Raw genomic sequence first — 16,867 nt, 5'->3', positions numbered from 1 at the left:
TTTATTTTGTCTGAGTGCTAACGATAGTGGCTAACTTGATTGTAAAACGCGGGGTCGTTTTTCACCGTGTTAACTGGGGCAATGCTTGCGCCGGCGTTACCCGCGATTCAACAAAGTTATCCGCAAGTTTCAGCGTTTTGGATTCAAAGCTTGTTGACCTTGCCATCGTTGTCGTTATTGCTGATGCTTATGATTGCGCGGCATTTGCCTGGAACGAAGAAACAACAAGTCATCGTCGGCTTATTGATCTATCTAATTGGCGGATTGATGCCGATTTTACCATTGCCGTTTATGGGTTTAGCACTGGCCCGATTGCTTTCAGGGCTAGGGTTGAGTTTGTTTACCGGCCCTGCCATTAGTTTGATCGGGGATCATTATCCTGAAGCGCAAACTCGGCGACAGCTTTTAGGCTGGGCTTCTGCTGTGACGTCTGGTGGAACGATCAGTGCCGTGTCGCTATCTGGTTGGTTAGTCGGGCATGATTGGCATTGGGTATTTGGCTTATATGGCGCAGCGATAGTGCCATTGATTTTGATTTGGTGTTGGTTACCTGAAACCACCCACAAAGCATCGCATACTGGACAACCGTTTAAACTGTCGGTGGGATTGGTAGTGACTTATGGCTTGAATTTGAGTTGGAATGCGTTATACTTTATCATCCCGACCACGATTCCATTTTATTTTCAAAGTTGGTTACATGATGCCAACGCCAGTCACGCTGGGCTGTTAATGGCAGGGGTGTCGGCGGTAGCCTTAGTCGTGGGGATGAATTATGTTCGCATTAAGTTGCCAGCGCGTGAGAAGCTCGTCAGTGTGTTTGGCGTCCTTATGCTGGCTGGTGGCTTTTTATTGGGGCATCTGGAAATCTGGGCGATGGTGTTTGCCGGATTTGGGGTGGCGCTTGCGATGCCAGTTTTCAATGAACGGGTGATTGCCCAAACGCAGCCAGTTGATCGTGACCATGCGTTGAGTATCGGATATGCGATGGTATTTGCGGGACAATTGGTGTCCCCGTTTATTTTTAGTGGCTTAAGCATCGCCCAACGCATATGGGGGATGACGTTTGCGGCGTTGGCGCTCAGTGTGATCGCATTGAGCCGGCGCTTGCAGGTTGCGACCCCTTAAACAATTAAGTATAATAGTAAGCAAACAATTGTTTGTGGAGGCAAGAACGTGGCGTCAGAACACATTGAACACAAATTAGCCTTATTACCTGATTTGCCAGGCAGTTATCAAATGAAAGACGTCAATGGCAAGATCATTTATGTGGGCAAAGCCAAGAATTTGAAGAATCGCGTCCGCAGTTACTTCAAGTCCTCACACGACGGCAAAACGGCCCAACTGGTGTCAAATATTGCGGATTTTGATTACATTGTGACCTCTAGTGACAAAGAAGCCTTTTTGCTGGAAATCACCTTGATCCAAAAGTGGCAACCTTATTACAATATCAAGCTGAAAAAAGGCACGGGCTATCCCTACATTAAGATCACCAATGAGCGCGATCCGAAAATGGAAATCACCGGTGACATTAAAAAAGACAATGCTTATTACTTTGGCCCATATCCTAATGTCTATGCCGCGCAAGAAACCATGCACTTTCTGCAAAAAGTGTATCCACTGCGGCGCTGCAACGGTTATCAAGGTCGACCGTGTTTGTATTATCACATGGGCCAATGCCTCGGCGCTTGCTGGCGAGAAGTTCCACAAGCTGAATACGATGCGCAAATCGCTAAGATCAAAAGCTTTCTAGATGGCAATACTGCCAAAATCGTCAAGCAGTTAAATCATCAAATGACTACTGCCGCTGAAAACCTGGAATTTGAACGGGCGGCAGAAATTCGCGATCAACTCAAATACATCGACATCACGGTTGAAAAGCAAAAAATAATTTCCAATGACAAAACTCAGCGGGATATTTTTAACTTCTATATGGACAAAGGCTGGTTGTCGATTCAGATCTTTTTCATTCGCCAGGCGCGCTTGATGAAGCGGGAAAGCCGGCTTTTTCCGATCACCGGGTCTGCTGATGAAGAATTTGAATCGTTCATCTTGCAGTTTTATCAACGAAAAAATGCCATTCAGCCCAAAGAAGTGCTGGTCCCTAAAGGCATCGACGCCAATTTATTAGAGTCAGCGTTGAATATTCCAGTGCGCATTCCGCAGCGCGGCGAGAAAAAATCCTTAATGGATCTCGCCCATCAAAATGCCCAACTCAAGCTGGAAGAAAAATTCCGGCTGTTGGAATTGGATAACCGCACCACAGTCGGCGCGAATAATGAAATTTTCGATGCTTTGGGCTTGCCACATGGGCATGTGATGGAGGCGTTTGACCATTCGCACATTCAAGGGGCTGATCCCGTTTCCGCGATGGTGCAATATGTCGATGGCCAACCGGAGAAAACCAATTACCGCAAATATAAGCTGGCGCAAGACGAAGGGGACCATTCGGCCAATGAAGATGCCAATACCCGTGAAGTGATTCGCCGGCGGTATTCCCGGTTGTTGAAAGAACATGCCGCCTTGCCTGACTTGATCTTAATGGATGGTGGCGCCATCGAAATGAACGCGGCTAAAGATGTCCTAGAAAACGAATTGAACTTGGATATTCCGGTAGCCGGCATGGTCAAAAACAACAAGCATAAGACGGCAGCGTTGTTGTTTGGCGACTGGGATGAACCACGGGACTTGGACCCCAAGTCCCAAGGCTTTTATTTACTGGAACGCATTCAAGAAGAAGTCCACCGCTTTGCCATCACCTTCCATCGTCAGCTGCGCAATAAGAACTCGTTGGCGTCGCGATTGGAAACCATCACTGGTGTCGGGCCGCGCACCCGGGTGAAGTTACTCAAAGAATTTAAAACGATCAACCACATTAAAGCCGCCAGTGTGGAGGATATTCAAGCACTGGGCATTTCTAAGACCGTTGCCCAAGCTGTGAAAGTGTCACTTCAAGGCGAATAAAAAATGATCCGCAGCAATCCTGAAAAGGGTCGTTGCGGATCATTTTATTTTGCAGCGAGATCAAAGCTTGTCGCCATTAACGCCATGAGTTGTTCAGTGGCGACGGTGCCGTCTAAAACCACAGTGAACCAGCTTTTCTTGTTCATGTGATAACCAGGCAAGAAGTTCACGCCGTCAACTTGCAAGGGATCAGCCATGCGCAAGTCTAAAATCTCAAGCGGCTTTTTACCAGTGCGGCCGATACGATCAGGTTGTACCGTGAGGATCGCGGCAAACCACTTCTTCGAATCTGTGCGGCGAAATACGGCGTTCGTGGGAAACTTTTGCCACAAGAATTCTGGTGCCAAGGCGTAAGTTTTGGCCACTTGCGCGATGATATCTAAGGTTTGCGGCTGGTGATAAATCGAGCCTTGGGTAAAGCAGGCATCGCGGATTGCTGTCAATTGCGTGATCACAGCGTCCCGGACTTTGGCCACGTAACGTCCAGTGGCAGTCGGTTGCACGAACAAGGTGTAAGGGGCTTGCGCGGCTTCGTCAAAGACCTGACAGCTGACCTCATCCCCAAGCACAGAAACTGTCAGTGTGAAGTCGTCAAGCAATGGCGTGGTCCACTGACCATTGACAAAACCATATTTGGTTAAAGCCGTAGCATTTGCGTGCCAATTTTTAAATAGTGGTTCAATTAAATTATTCATCATGCCATAATTGTATCACTTGCAAGACTGATTGTTCACGCGTAGAATACGGCGTGTCTGAAAATGGAAGTGGGTTGGCAATGGAAAAAATTAAAAGTCGTTTAGATGCATTCGCTGATGGCATCATGGCGGTGATCATCACCATTATGGTGTTGAATATCGCGCCAGTGTTGCACGATTCTTGGGCAAACTATTTGGTGTTAGGCAAACATATTGGCATCTTTTTGATCAGTTTTATTTTCGTGGCGAATATCTGGTATCAGCACGCGACCGTTTTTGCCGAAATTGAAACCATCACTTATCGGATCGTGATTTTTGATTTGATCTTTTTGGCATTTCTCGCCTTGATGCCACTGTTTACCAACATGATGACGGCCAACACCACGCGCATCACGGTGTTAGCCTATGGTGGGGTGCAGTTTTTAGTCAATATGATGTTTCGCTACTTGTCGCGGATCATCGTGCACCTGCAATATGATGACAAAGACGCGATGCAAAAGGTTTACCAAAAAATCTATGGCAATGCGAACTTGTGGTTGGACGCTTTAGCCACCTGGGACCTAGTTGTCGCCTGGTTCTTTCCAAAAGTCGCCTTGGTGTTCTACTTGGCTTACCCGATTTTGACTTTCTTTTTAAATGCTCAAGCGCGCCAAGAAATGTACGACGTGGAAACCTTGCCTGAAGAACAACAACAAGATGTTGCCTCCTTCAACACCAGTGAAATGAAAGATTTCCGCAAAGCCCAACAAGCGATCATGAATGCGTCAGGGGATGCCCAAACCGAAAATCACCCCGATCAACCTGCCGTCAACTGGCAACATTGGCTCGATCAAAGTATCGATCCGAAAAAACGCCAACGCATCATGCAGCGCTATGGTCGCTCAACGCCTGAACAACAAGCGCAATTGCGCGAATGGTTTGCCGATCATCATCGCGGTGACCGTCACGGCCAACGTGAAAATCGCCATTAAAAAAGGATCCCAGTTGTCAATGTGCACAACTGGGACCCTTTTACATTGGTTACAAACGCGGTAAGTCTTTATTCATTAAGAGTTCATCATGGATGGGGATGCCATCATTGCCGATTTCAGGAACAGTCGGCTTCAATGTCCGAGCCGTATCGACAGAGCCGCGGATCACTTTGGCAAAGCGGTAGCCGTGTTTTTGATAAAAACGCATCGCCGCCAAATTATCATTGGTCGTGGTGGTGACCATTTTGGTCAAACCGGTGGCTTGCGCGCGGGCTTCTGCGGCGGCCATTAACTTGGTGCCGATGCCTTGGTTAGGTTCAACGGAATTCAGCGACACGATTTCCATGGCATTGCCGTGAACCGTGTAAGTGACCAAGCCGACGACTTCATTGGTTTCAGTCACTGCCACGATGCCGTTGAGGTCGGCGAGGCGATATTCACCAGAAGAAACCACCATGGTGTCGGTTTGCCAGTGATCCTTGAAAAACGTTCTGGCTTGATCTTGCCATGCGTCCATCTTTTCATAGCGAATATTCATCATCAAACTTCCTTTCACAATGACGCTAGTATACCATAGTGCAATCAATGAGATAGCGTTGTCATCGAACCGTAACCGTGTTAGGCTAGACACAATTTCTTAAGGAGGCGATCGTATGCAACAACCTGATGCAACCAAACGTTTCCACTTTGAACACTGGCATCCAAATGATTTAGCCCAAGCTGAATTGTTGTGGGGTGATCCCAAAGTCACAGTACTGATTTCAAAAAATGGCTTTTCTGCGCAAATGATCAAAGACCGGCTGGCATTTGAATGTGACAGTGACCGACAAGATGGAGTCCAATACTGGCCCATGCTTACGCCAGAAAAGGAGCTGATCGGCGTCTGCGGTTTGCACAAGCAAGCTGCTGGCGTGTACGAATTAGGTTATCATTTACGACCGAAGTTTTGGCATCAAGGCATCGCGACTGAATCTGCGCAACAAGTGATTCAGTTTGCCCGGGAGCAATTACCAGCCACCAAGCTGATTGCTGGTCATCAACCCGGCAACTTGGCCTCTCAACATGTGATTGAAAAACTCGGATTTACTTACATCGGGGATGTGATGTATCCGCCAACTGGTATTGCCTCGCGCACTTATGAATTGAAACTTTAAGGCATGAAAAAATCCACCTCGCAAAAGGTGGATTTTTCATTATCAATCAAGTTTAAGCATTTTCCTTGGCAACTGGACGCCAGATGCCTAAAATGACCCCGGCGATCACTGCTCCGATGACTAAGGACATGATGAAGCCGAACTTTTGATCCGTTAAGGCTAAGGCAACGATGCCACCATGAGGAGCAGGGACGTTGACATGCCAGAGTTGCGTTAAGCCACCAGCAATGGCGGAGCCGATAACAGAAGAGCCGATGATGTGGACTGGATCGGTTGCAGCAAATGGAATCGCACCTTCAGTGATAAAGGTCAAACCTAACACATAGTTGGTGATCCCAGAGTTGCGTTCAGTGGCTGTGAACTTCTTCGGGAAGAAAGTGGAAGCAATGGCGATGGCCAAAGGTGGAATCATCCCACCGATCATGACGGCAGCCATCCAGCGACCATCTTTAAAGTTAGACGCTTGGTAGATCCCGATGGCAAAGGTGTAAGCGGCTTTGTTGAAGGGACCGCCCATGTCGATGGACATCATGGCGGCTAAGATCACCCCAACGATAATGGCATTACCAGTCCCCATGCCTTCCAAGAAGCCGATCAAAGCGCCGTTGATGGCGGCAAAAATCGGGTTAACAATGAAGAACATGATCAAGCCCATTAAGGCCAAGCCGACGACTGGATAGATCAAAATGGTTTTTAAGCCATCCAGTGAATGTGGCAAGCCTGCGAAGACTTTCTTTAACCCAACGATCATCCAACCGGCAATGAACCCAGCGGCAAGCCCGCCGATAAAGCCGGCAGGGTTTTGGGCTTTAACCACAGAAGCCGCAGCTAATGTGGCCATATACCCACCGACAAACCCTGGCATCAAAGCAGGACGGTCGCCGATGGAAACGGCGATGTAAGCAGCTAAGACTGGGACTAAGAAGGAGAAAGCATAGTTCCCTAAGTTATTGGTGAAGGTGAAGGCCATGGAATGGGCGCCAAACCAGTTTTCAAATAAGAAACTCAGCGCCATGATGATCCCACCACCGACAACGAATGGTAACATGTTGGACACACCATTCATCAGGTCTTGGTAGATCTTGTTCCAAGTGCTCTTTTGTTCGCCGTCGTCGGATTCTGTAACTGCACCACCTTCAGCGTGATAAATCGCACCTTTTTGATCCAAGGTTTCTTGAATCAGTTCTTCAGGCTTTTTAATGCCGTCAATGACTGGGCGGTTGAGTAAATGCTTGCCGTCAAAACGCGCCATTTCTACTTTTTTATCGGCAGCGATGATGACCCCTTCAGCTTTGGCGATTTCTGAGCTGGAAAGCAAATGCTTCACACCTTCAGAGCCATTGGTTTCAACTTTGATGTCGACGCCCATTTTTTCAGCCGTTTCTTTCAAAGCGGCTTCGGCCATGTAAGTGTGGGCGATACCAGTTGGGCAGGCCGTGACCGCAACGATGTAAGGGCGATCAGCAGGGGAGGTTGCCGCAGCGGCTGCTTGCACCTTGGCTTGTTCGGCTTCTTCGTCAGCTTTATCTTTGGCTTCTTTAGCCGCTTGTGCATCTGAGAATAATTTTTGCACATCATCAGGCGTTTGCGCTTTTTTCAAGGCAGCGACAAGCTCTGGGTTGATCAATAAACTACTTAAAGCGGCGAGGGCTTGCAAGTGGGTGTTGTTGGCCCCTTCAGGAGCGGCGATCATAAAGAACAAGTGCACCGGTTGCCCGTCTAAAGCGTTGAAATCAACCCCGGCATCACTTTTGGCAAACAGTACCGTGGCACGCTTAACGGCTTTGTCTTTGGCGTGAGGCATCGCGATGCCATCGCCGATGCCAGTGGTAGATTCACTTTCGCGCTTTAAAATGTCTGCGCGATAGAGATCTAAGTCATCGATAATGCCTTGTTCTTGGTACTTGGCAGTCATTTCATCGATCACGCCAGCTTTATCAGTGGCTTTGAGATCCATGATCATGACGTCTTTGAGTAGTAATTCTCGAATGTCCATGAGGTCCTCCTAAAGTTTTTCGACAGTAATGGTTTGGTAGACAGCATCAATTTTAGCTTTATCCGCTAAGTCGATAGAAAATGCTGTGGCAGACCCGCAAGCTAACGCCATTTTAAACGCTTCAAGCGCGTCGCCAGTTTGCGCTAAGGTCCCAGTGAAGCCGGCTAACATGGAATCGCCTGCGCCGACAGAGTTTTGCACTTTGTCTGGCTTGCAGAAGCCGTGATAGGCGGCATCTTTGGTGATCATCAAAGCACCTTTGCCGGCCATGGAAACCAGCACATGTTGGGCGCCCAGTCCTAACAGCTTGCGTCCGGCTTCTGCCGTGGCTGCAAAGCTGTCATATTCCGCATCCCCGAACAGCTCAGCGAGTTCGTGATGGTTAGGCTTTACCACGTAAGGGTGGTCAGCCAAGGTATCAAGTAAGGCTTGGCCGGTGGTGTCGATCACAAAATCGGCGCCGGCAGCTTGAATATCTGGGATCAAATCGCGGTAAAACGTTTCTGGCAAGCCAGCAGGTAAGGAGCCAGCCATTACCACGACATCGCCTGGTTGCAAGCGATGTTTGAGCTTGGAGCGAAAGGCGTTGACTTCATCTGGGCGAATCGTTGGCCCGGCAGCGTTGAGTTCCGTTTCTTGATCGGCTTTGAGCTTCACATTGATGCGCGTGTCGTCAGCGACTTTGGTGAAATCGGTTTTCAAGCCGAGCTCAGCGAGGCGATCTTGTAAGAACTTCCCGGTAAAGCCGCCGGCAAAGCCTAAAGCAATGGAAGGCAAACCGAGTTGTTCTAAAATGCGAGAGACGTTGATGCCTTTGCCCCCTGGGAGCTTGTGGTCGGATTCAAGCCTGTTGACTAAGCCTAGTTCCAGCTTAGGCAGGCCAATGACGTAATCGATGGAAGGATTTAAAGTAATGGAGTAAAGCATGTTAGACCTCCTGAATATTGGGATAATCGGCGTAAATTGGGGATAATTGCGATAGTTCTGGGGTGATGATCACGACTTGGTTGATTTTGGCGAACAAGGCGTTGGAGACTTCGCCGAATTTGCTCGCGTCTGCCAGCACCACTGCGGTGTGGGATTGATTGATCGCAGTGGTTTTGACGACCGCTTCTTCAGCGTCTGGCGTGGTCAACCCGAATTTTGGATGAATGCCATTCGTGCCTAAGAAGGCGTAATCGAAATGCCGCTTTTGCAAACCGCTGACCGTTTCGGCACCGACCGTTGCTTTGGTGGCGGATTTGATCTTGCCACCTAAAATGTACGCTTCGATGTTGGCATCGGCTAAGGCTGAAGCATTATCGACCCCAGTGGTAACCACCGTTACGTCCCGTCCTGTAAGTAATGGAATCATTTGGGCGGTGGTGGTGCCAGCATCTAAGAAAATGCAGGCATGTGCTGGGACCATTGCCGCAGCAGCTTTGGCGATTTGGGCTTTGGCCATTAAGTGTTGGGTCGCTTTTTCTTGAACACTAGGTTCACTTTGGGTTTTGGCCAAGCGTTCCGCGCCACCATGGATGCGTCGGAGTTTTCCAGCATCTTCCAGTTCGCCAAGATCGCGGCGAATGGTCGACTCGGAAGCGCCAAGTGCGGTCATCAGATCTTTCAATTTGACGACTGGGGTTTGTTCCAGTTGTTCGAGAATAAAGCGCTGTCGTTCTTCTGTAAGCATTTGCATTCACCTCACAACCATTAGTATACGCATCAACCGGTCAAAAGCAACCCTTTTCTTTCAAAAACATTCAAAAAATCATTCATAAGCGTTCAATTGCATTTTTGTACCCACAAATTACTGCAAACCCTTTCATTTGTGTGAACAAATATGGTACGCTACAGGTATTAAGGGGGAATGCTTTATGGGCAAATTAGGTGTCTCGGTTTATCCCGAACGCTCCACATATGAAAAAGATGCTGCATATCTAGAATTGGCTGCGGCAAATGGCTTCAAGCGCGTGTTCACGTCTTTACTTGAAATCAAAGGTGATCAAGAACAAGTGGTCGCCGGTTTTAAAAAGGTGATCAGCAAAGCCAACGATTTAGGCATGGAAGTGATGGTCGACATCAATCCAGCCTTGTTCAAACAACTCGGCGTGACTTATGATAATTTGAAATTCTTCCACGATCTCGGCGCTTATGGTGTGCGTTTGGATCTGGGCTTCACTGGTGCCGAAGAAGCGGCGATGACGCGCAACGACTATGGCATCAAAATCGAAGTCAACATGTCGCAAGGTACGCATTATATCGACAACATTATGAGTTTTAATCCTAACCGTGAGAATTTGTTGGGCTCGCATAATTTCTACCCACATCGCTTCTCAGGTTTAGGCCAAGCCTTCTTTGATCGGGCCACCAAGATGTACACCGATTATAATTTGAACACTGCGGCGTTCATCAACTCCCAAGCTGCTACGTTTGGACCATGGCCAACGCAAGATGGCCTTTGCTCGCTGGAAGCACATCGAGATTTACCAATCGCCACCCAAGTGAAACATTACCTATTATTAGGCAGTATTGATGACATTATCATTGGCAATGCCTACGCCAGCAAGGCAGAACTGAAAGCCGCTCATGAAGCTTTCACTGCGCCTTATCCAGTCCTGAAGGTGATTCCTGATCCTGAAGCGACTGATTTAGATAAAGAATTGCTGTTTGAAAATCAACATTCTTATCGCGGGGATGCGTCTGAATACTTATTGCGGTCGACGCAAACTCGCGTGAAGTATGCAGATCGTGATTTTGCTCCGCATCACACAGTTGATATCAAGCGCGGAGATGTGTTGATCGACAACAATGGTTACGGCCAATACAAAGGCGAAACTCAAATCGCCTTGCAAGCGATGCCGAATGATGGACGGGTGAATGTTGTCGGTCACATCCATCCAGACGAATTGTTCCTATTAAGTTACTTGAAGCCATGGAGTGGTTTCCGGATGACTGAAGCTTAACACAGATCCAAGCGACTCAGACCTAATGCGTCTGAGTCGCTTTTTTTACTATTGATGTCCGGCAGCGATAGTGTTTTCGTTCGCCATCAGGCGACAGTGGTATAGCTCCAGACCCGTTCCGGAACTGAAATCATCTCTCGTGGCCGGCCGGCTGCAGAAATCGGCACAAACCGCCGATGTTCTTTTGCCTAAATTTCGAGCCAAGAAAACCGCTTGTCTTGAAATTTTCCTGAAATACTAGCTGCGCCAGAAGCCCACTGTCTCAACTAGTATTTCTGCCACGTTCAATGATTTCAGTTCCTCCACGGGTCTTACGTGTACCACTGTCGCCTGATGGCTACGTAACGGGTGATGCCAACGTTCATACGAAACTCAAGACAACCAATGATGGCGTGATGATGCGACGTGAATGTATTTAGTCCGTGAGCTTGTGGCTCAATGGAGAAAATTGGTGAGCGGAAGCGGCTTGGCAAAACGGAGGAAAATTGGATAATTGCCCGTGGTAGTGTAATCAAGTGAAACGCCGGTTTGTTGCGGTTCGCGCAGATTTCACCGGCAGATTTTGAAACGGAGTGGTTTTCTCCGGTTCAAAATCTAGGCGCAAGAACATCGGCGGGTTGTGCCGATTTCTGGAGCCGGCCGCACTGGCAACTTGTCCAGTTTTCTGTAGTGTCGCCAAGGCGCTGGAGTCACAAATTTTCGTGCCGGAGGCAGATTGAAAACACACTCACGCTGTCGAACCGCGTTTGTGTAATCAAGGCTGAGATCGATTGATATCTCGGCTTGTTTTTTATACAACGATTAATGACAGGCCTATGAGCGTCTCTTGCCGCCAACAGCATTTCTGGTATACTTATGACAGATTGCCAACATTGCATGGTTGGCGCAATTCGGATATGATGGATGGATTGTCGTAATTGGCGTCCAGGGAGGATTTTATGTTTGTCGATCAGGTAACAGTTGAAGTACAAGCCGGAAAAGGTGGCGACGGGATGGTGGCATTCCGTCACGAAAAGTTCGTGCCTTTCGGCGGCCCTGCTGGCGGCGATGGTGGCCGTGGCGGGAGTATTATTTTTTATGTGGATGAAGGGCTGCGCACGTTGATGGACTTTCGTTATCAACGCCACTTTAAAGCCAAGTCTGGTGGTAATGGCCAAGGAAAGCAAATGTATGGCCGCAAAGCCGAAGACATGCGCGTGGCGGTGCCTGCTGGGACCACGGTCACCGATGCTGATTCCCATGAATTGATCGGCGACTTGACGCACCCTGGCGAAGAGCTGGTCGTGGCCCGTGGCGGTCGCGGTGGTCGCGGCAACGTGCATTTCGTTTCGCCTAAGAACACCGCACCAGAAATCGCCGAAAATGGTGAACCAGGTGTGCATCGCTATGTACAACTTGAACTCAAAGTATTGGCCGATGTCGGCTTAGTTGGCTTCCCATCAGTGGGGAAGTCGACATTGCTTTCCGTGGTCACTTCCGCCAAACCTAAAATTGCCGCTTATCAATTTACCACCTTGGTGCCAAACTTGGGCATGGTCAAACTCGATGATGGCAATGATTTTGTCATGGCGGACTTACCTGGTTTGATTGAAGGGGCGTCGACTGGTGTTGGCTTAGGGATTCAATTCTTGCGCCACGTTGAGCGTACCCGCGTCATTTTACATTTGGTGGAAATGGATCCAGATGATGGGCGCGAACCGATCGATGATTATCATCAGATCCGCCAAGAATTGGCCACTTATGATGATACGATTTTACAACGGCCACAATTAGTCGTCGCGACCAAGCTTGATTTGCCAGGGGCTCAAGAACGCTTCGAAACCTTCAAGGCGCAATTGCTTGAAGAAGGCGTGAAGGCCGAAGATATTTATGAAATTTCCAGCATTACGCATACTGGTGTGCAAGAATTGATGCGCGCCACCAGCGTTGCACTGCAATCTGCGCCTGCCTTTGCACCGAAATCTGAAACGGCAGTCGATTACCAATACTTGGCCGATGCCGATAAGATCAAAGTGGAACGCGATGATGATGGGACCTTTATTTTGTCTGGCAAGGCGCTTGAGCGGGCCTTTGCGATGGCGAACTTGGATCATGATGATGGGGTCGTCCGCTTTGCGCGTCAATTGCGGCGCTTAGGGGTCGATGATGCCTTGCGTGAAGCTGGGGCAGAACAAGGTGACATGGTCGCAATCGATGATTTCACCTTTGAATTTGTGGAGTAAGTCTTAATGGGGTGTTGATTTGGCGATGAAACGCAGTAAACCAAGGCGTTACATCACAGGCTTTGACGGGTTGCGCACCCTCGGGGTACTGATGGTGATTTTATATCACTTACGGCCGGATATTTTTCGCGGCGGGTATCTTGGAGTGCCGATTTTTATGGTGGTGTCTGGGTATTTGATCACCGATGGCCTGTTGTTACAATTGGATCGCACTGGGAAAATCGATTTTAAAACGTTTTTCCTGAAGCGGATCCGGCGACTTTATCCGGGACTCATCGCGGTGCTGTTTGCAACCAGTGCGTATATCGCATTGTTTGCGCATAACTTGTTGCACAACTTGCACTTGATGGTGTTGTCCAACTTGTTTTACGTGTACAACTGGTTTCAAATTGCGCATGGCGAATCGTATTTCACGCGGTTTGCCAATAACGAGTCACCGTTTACGCATTTGTGGACCTTGTCGATTGAAGGGCAGTACTACTTGATTTGGCCGTTTTTGGTGTTGGCGTTAGTGTTGTTCGTCAAAAACCGCGGGCGGATCTTTAATGTCGTGATGCTAATGGCCGTGGTATCCGCCGTGTGGATGTTTATTTTGTATCATCTCACGATGACTGGGCCACAAGCAGATCCTAGCCGGTTGTATTACGGCACGGATACCCGCGCGTTTTCGATTTTGCTTGGCGCAGCGTTGGCTTTCATTTGGCCATCGGTGCACTTGTCTGAACATATTGGCCAGCAACAAACTCGGGTGCTTGATGGTATCGGGGCCGTGGCTGGAATCGGTATGATCATCTTGGCGTTCACCTTAGATGCGCAATCACCATTTTTATATCAAGGCGGGATGTTCTTATTTTCTGTTTTGACCACGCTGTTAGTGGCAGTGGTGGCGCATCCTGGCGCGCATTTTGATCGCTTCTTATCCAATCCGTTTTTCACTTGGGTCGGCAAGCGTTCATATGGGTTGTACTTGTATCAATTTCCGGTGATGATCTTTTTTGAAACGCGGTTTAGCAATATCGCCGACCATCCGTTTTTGTATCCATTAGTTGAAGCGATATTGATCGTGGCAATCAGCGAGTTGAGTTATCGCTACATTGAAACGCCACTGGCTCACTTTGATTATCGGCAAACGCGCACCTTTTTATCTGACTTGGTGCATGGGCGCACGCATGGGGCCAGTCGCGTGGTGCCGATCATTTCCGCTTTGATCTTAATTTTAGGCACAGCAGGTGTGGTGATGGCGCCAGCGGCGAAGTCTACTGCAGATACATCGCCTTTAGCCAAACAATTGCAAAAAAACAAAAATGATTCCAAGCAACAAGAAGCTGCTGAAAAAAAGGCGCGTCAGCAAAACGCGGCGAGTTTGAAGGCGGCAAAGAACCGCTCACAATCATTAAGTTTATCGCAATCACAAAGTGCCGCGGCTGAATCCAAAGCCAAAACGCATCCAGTGAATGCCGAATTCGAAAAATACGGCTTGACACAAGTGCAACTGCAACAAGCCCAAAACTTGCAAGTCACGGCTATCGGCGACTCGGTGATGCTCGATGGCAAGCCGTTATTACAACAGCTGATGCCGCATGCTTTTGTCGATGCCGCAGTGTCTCGGCAAATGATTGCCACAATCAGCACCGTGCAACATTATGCCAGCACTGGGGTGTTAGCCAATGATGTGGTGATCGGCCTGGGGACAAATGGCCCATTTTCAAGTGGTGATTTTGACAAAATGATGCAAGCCATCGGGGCTAAGCGTCAGGTTTATTGGATCAATGTGCATGTGCCGACGCGGACTTGGCAAAATCAAGTCAACGCCTTGCTGAAACAAAAAACTGGGCAATACCATAATCTGCATGTGATCGATTGGTATGATACTGCCAATGGCCATCCTGATTGGTTCTATCGCGATCAGGTGCATATGAATCCAACCGGCAACCCTTATTACGCAAGCTTGATCGTCAAATCACTGGTGCAATAAATTCCAAACGGGACAGAATTTCAGGTCCCGTTTTCTTATGCCTTGAGTAGGTATGGTATACTAATTTGTTGTAACTACAATCATGAGTCGACAACGTGATGCTTCAGTTTATAGTAGGCGAGTTTCCATTTGAAAACTGAAATCAGTACTGAGCATTCACTGTCGAACATCAAAAGTAAATACATGTGAATGAATCACAGATCAGATAAAGGAAGGACACCATGGAAATCGAATTCTTAGGGACCGGCGCAGGTTCTCCAAGCAAAACGCGCAATGTTTCGAGCTTGGCTTTGAAACTTTTAGACGAACGCAATGAGGTGTGGTTATTTGATTGCGGCGAAGGCACGCAACACCAGATCTTAAAAACCGCCATTCGTCCGCGCAAAGTGACCAAGATCTTTATCACGCATTTACATGGCGATCACATTTTTGGCTTGCCTGGTTTTTTGGCGAGTCGGGCCAATCAAGGCGGGGAAGAACCGCTGACGATTTATGGACCAGAAGGCATTGAACGCTTTGTGCGCACCAGTTTACAAGTAACGCAAACGCGTTTGCCTTATAAATTGAATTTCAAATTGTTGTCCAATCCTGGCGTGATTTTTGAAGATGACACGTTCAAGGTTTCCTTTGACACCTTGGATCATCGGATCTTAAGCTTCGGTTATCGTATTGAAGAAAAAGCCCATGAAGGCGTCTTGTTAGTTGATAAAGTTAAAGCGGCAGGCATTCCAAGTGGTCCAGTTTATGGGCAACTCAAAGCTGGCAAAACGGTGACCTTGCCCGATGGTCGAGAAATTAATGGGCAAGACTTTATTGGGCCGGCGCAACCTGGACGCACCTTGGCAATTTTAGGCGACACCCGCAAAACCCCACATACGTTGAGTTTAGCCAAAGATGTCGATGTGTTAGTGCATGAAAGTACCTTTGGCCCAGATGAAGCTAAGCTGGCACGCCAATACTATCATGCGACCAATTTACAAGCCGCCCATTTGGCCAAAGATGCTGGCGCAAAGAAATTATTGCTGAACCATATTTCGGCCCGGTATTTAGGCAAAGGTGTGGCGATGTTAGAAAAATCTGCCCAAAAGGTTTTCGCCAATACCCATGTGGTGCATGACTTAGAAGCCATCGATGTGCCTTTTGCCAAGGAGAGTGGCCATGTTAAGTAACCGAATCGTGGTGGTGACTGGCGGCTCTTCAGGCTTAGGCAAAGCCATCGCCTTACAAGCGGCGCGCAAGCATGCGACAGTGGTAGTCTTGGCGCGTAACCTAAAAGCCTTGCGTCACGTCCAAGCTCAAGCTTCAGCGTTGTCTGGTCACCCAGCGTTTGCATACGCCGTCGATGTGTCTGATCCAACCAGTATTGACGCCATGGTGCAGCGCTTAACGACTGAAGTTGGCACACCGGATGTCTTGGTGAATGCAGCGGGCTTCGGGCGTTTTCAAAATGCGTTGGACACCGATTTCAAAGTCGTGCAGAAAATGTTTGCCACCAATGTCTTAGGGTTGATGTACCTCACCCAAGTGATCGGGCGCATGATGATCGATCAACACCACGGTCATATCATTAATGTCGCGTCGATGGCAGGGTTGATGGCCACGCCGAAATCTGCGGTGTATGCGGCGACGAAGTTTGCAGTGGTAGGATTTGATAATGGGTTACGTTTGGAATTGAAGCCTTTTGGCGTGAAAGTCACGACCGTCAACCCAGGGCCGATCAATACCAATTTCTTCAAAGTGGCAGACGCGACGGCTTATCAGCGCAGTGTGCAAGCCATTGCGCTAGATCCTGACCGCTTGGCGCAACGCATTGTGCGGGCGATGGGCCATGCTGTGCGAGAAATCAATGCACCGCGCTTTATGGCGATCGCAGCCAAAGGTTATACCTTGATGCCGCATGTTGGGGATTGGTTAGCTGGCGGGGTCTTTAATCGAAAGTAGGCAGGGA

Annotated in this window: 13 protein-coding genes and 1 pseudogene; 9 read left to right on the top strand and 5 right to left on the bottom strand. The window is 48.5% G+C overall.

Annotation, left to right across the window (positions count from 1 at the left end; genetic code table 11):
• Positions 1–63 precede the first annotated feature (63 nt).
• Positions 64–1,125: pseudogene (locus FD01_RS10035) on the top strand (MFS transporter); the annotation flags it as partial.
• 48 nt (positions 1,126–1,173) lie between these two features.
• Positions 1,174–2,961 carry an excinuclease ABC subunit UvrC gene (uvrC, locus tag FD01_RS10030; protein ID WP_056964048.1) on the top strand — a complete coding sequence of 596 codons (1,788 nt, stop codon included), beginning with the start codon at positions 1,174–1,176 and terminating at the stop codon, positions 2,959–2,961.
• Positions 2,962–3,005: 44 nt separating this feature from the next.
• Here the strand turns inward: uvrC and FD01_RS10025 are convergent, their stop codons facing one another.
• On the bottom strand, positions 3,006–3,659 hold the full coding sequence (locus FD01_RS10025; protein WP_056964047.1) for an MmcQ/YjbR family DNA-binding protein: 654 nt from the start codon (positions 3,657–3,659) through the stop codon (positions 3,006–3,008).
• Between the two features lie 77 nt (positions 3,660–3,736).
• Here FD01_RS10025 and FD01_RS10020 point away from each other — a divergent pair, with 77 nt between their 5' ends.
• Positions 3,737–4,627 carry a TMEM175 family protein gene (locus tag FD01_RS10020; RefSeq protein WP_056964045.1) on the top strand — a complete coding sequence of 297 codons (891 nt, stop codon included), beginning with the start codon at positions 3,737–3,739 and terminating at the stop codon, positions 4,625–4,627.
• A 49-nt stretch (positions 4,628–4,676) separates the two neighbouring features.
• Here the strand turns inward: FD01_RS10020 and FD01_RS10015 are convergent, their stop codons facing one another.
• Entirely contained in the window at positions 4,677–5,168 is a 492-nt protein-coding gene (locus FD01_RS10015; RefSeq protein ID WP_082611833.1) for a GNAT family N-acetyltransferase, read from the bottom strand.
• A gap of 112 nt (positions 5,169–5,280) precedes the next feature.
• Between FD01_RS10015 and FD01_RS10010 the strand changes: the two genes are divergently transcribed.
• Entirely contained in the window at positions 5,281–5,781 is a 501-nt protein-coding gene (locus FD01_RS10010; RefSeq protein WP_056964041.1) for a GNAT family N-acetyltransferase, read from the top strand.
• 52 nt (positions 5,782–5,833) lie between these two features.
• On the opposite strand, the gene FD01_RS10005 is transcribed toward FD01_RS10010, so the two are convergent.
• From FD01_RS10005 to FD01_RS09995, 3 genes are read right to left on the bottom strand one after another with little or no spacing between them, the layout of a single operon-like run.
• Positions 5,834–7,777 carry a PTS fructose transporter subunit IIABC gene (locus FD01_RS10005; protein ID WP_056964039.1) on the bottom strand — a complete coding sequence of 648 codons (1,944 nt, stop codon included), beginning with the start codon at positions 7,775–7,777 and terminating at the stop codon, positions 5,834–5,836.
• Between the two features lie 9 nt (positions 7,778–7,786).
• Positions 7,787–8,704 carry a 1-phosphofructokinase gene (gene pfkB / locus FD01_RS10000; RefSeq protein ID WP_056964037.1) on the bottom strand — a complete coding sequence of 306 codons (918 nt, stop codon included), beginning with the start codon at positions 8,702–8,704 and terminating at the stop codon, positions 7,787–7,789.
• Between the two features lies 1 nt (position 8,705).
• The gene (locus FD01_RS09995; protein ID WP_056964056.1) at positions 8,706–9,449 is read right to left on the bottom strand and encodes a DeoR/GlpR family DNA-binding transcription regulator; all 744 of its coding nucleotides are present in this window, start codon (positions 9,447–9,449) and stop codon (positions 8,706–8,708) included.
• A gap of 184 nt (positions 9,450–9,633) precedes the next feature.
• On the opposite strand from FD01_RS09995, the gene FD01_RS09990 reads away from it, so the two are divergent.
• The 5 genes from FD01_RS09990 to FD01_RS09970 all read left to right on the top strand — a co-directional run bounded on the left by FD01_RS09990 (position 9,634) and on the right by FD01_RS09970 (position 16,860).
• Positions 9,634–10,722: a DUF871 domain-containing protein gene (locus FD01_RS09990; RefSeq protein WP_054718386.1), complete on the top strand. Its 1,089-nt coding sequence runs from the start codon at positions 9,634–9,636 to the stop codon at positions 10,720–10,722.
• A 938-nt stretch (positions 10,723–11,660) separates the two neighbouring features.
• On the top strand, positions 11,661–12,944 hold the full coding sequence (gene obgE / locus FD01_RS09985; RefSeq protein WP_056964035.1) for a GTPase ObgE: 1,284 nt from the start codon (positions 11,661–11,663) through the stop codon (positions 12,942–12,944).
• A 25-nt stretch (positions 12,945–12,969) separates the two neighbouring features.
• On the top strand, positions 12,970–14,919 hold the full coding sequence (locus tag FD01_RS09980) for an acyltransferase family protein (RefSeq protein ID WP_056964054.1): 1,950 nt from the start codon (positions 12,970–12,972) through the stop codon (positions 14,917–14,919).
• 221 nt (positions 14,920–15,140) lie between these two features.
• Entirely contained in the window at positions 15,141–16,088 is a 948-nt protein-coding gene (gene rnz / locus FD01_RS09975; protein ID WP_056964033.1) for a ribonuclease Z, read from the top strand.
• Positions 16,078–16,860, top strand: coding sequence for an SDR family NAD(P)-dependent oxidoreductase (locus FD01_RS09970; protein ID WP_056964031.1), 783 nt, complete (start codon positions 16,078–16,080; stop codon positions 16,858–16,860). The genes rnz and FD01_RS09970 overlap by 11 nt, the downstream gene beginning before the upstream one ends.
• Positions 16,861–16,867 lie beyond the last annotated feature (7 nt).

The organism is Lacticaseibacillus manihotivorans DSM 13343 = JCM 12514, from assembly GCF_001435035.1.
In the GTDB taxonomy this organism is placed as follows: Bacteria; Bacillota; Bacilli; order Lactobacillales; family Lactobacillaceae; genus Lacticaseibacillus; species Lacticaseibacillus manihotivorans.
This window is presented reverse-complemented; position numbering and strand designations above follow the sequence as displayed.

What these genes read in the sequence shown, in the direction of transcription:
- FD01_RS09980 (WP_056964054.1), top strand. Translation starts at nt 12,970, where the DNA reads ATGAAACGCAGTAAACCAAGGCGTTACATCACAGGCTTTGACGGGTTG.
- FD01_RS09995 (WP_056964056.1), bottom strand. Translation starts at nt 9,449, where the DNA reads ATGCTTACAGAAGAACGACAGCGCTTTATTCTCGAACAACTGGAACAA.
- obgE (WP_056964035.1), top strand. Translation starts at nt 11,661, where the DNA reads ATGTTTGTCGATCAGGTAACAGTTGAAGTACAAGCCGGAAAAGGTGGC.
- FD01_RS09990 (WP_054718386.1), top strand. Translation starts at nt 9,634, where the DNA reads ATGGGCAAATTAGGTGTCTCGGTTTATCCCGAACGCTCCACATATGAA.
- FD01_RS10010 (WP_056964041.1), top strand. Translation starts at nt 5,281, where the DNA reads ATGCAACAACCTGATGCAACCAAACGTTTCCACTTTGAACACTGGCAT.
- FD01_RS10005 (WP_056964039.1), bottom strand. Translation starts at nt 7,777, where the DNA reads ATGGACATTCGAGAATTACTACTCAAAGACGTCATGATCATGGATCTC.
- FD01_RS10025 (WP_056964047.1), bottom strand. Translation starts at nt 3,659, where the DNA reads ATGATGAATAATTTAATTGAACCACTATTTAAAAATTGGCACGCAAAT.
- pfkB (WP_056964037.1), bottom strand. Translation starts at nt 8,704, where the DNA reads ATGCTTTACTCCATTACTTTAAATCCTTCCATCGATTACGTCATTGGC.
- FD01_RS09970 (WP_056964031.1), top strand. Translation starts at nt 16,078, where the DNA reads ATGTTAAGTAACCGAATCGTGGTGGTGACTGGCGGCTCTTCAGGCTTA.
- rnz (WP_056964033.1), top strand. Translation starts at nt 15,141, where the DNA reads ATGGAAATCGAATTCTTAGGGACCGGCGCAGGTTCTCCAAGCAAAACG.
- FD01_RS10020 (WP_056964045.1), top strand. Translation starts at nt 3,737, where the DNA reads ATGGAAAAAATTAAAAGTCGTTTAGATGCATTCGCTGATGGCATCATG.
- FD01_RS10015 (WP_082611833.1), bottom strand. Translation starts at nt 5,168, where the DNA reads ATGATGAATATTCGCTATGAAAAGATGGACGCATGGCAAGATCAAGCC.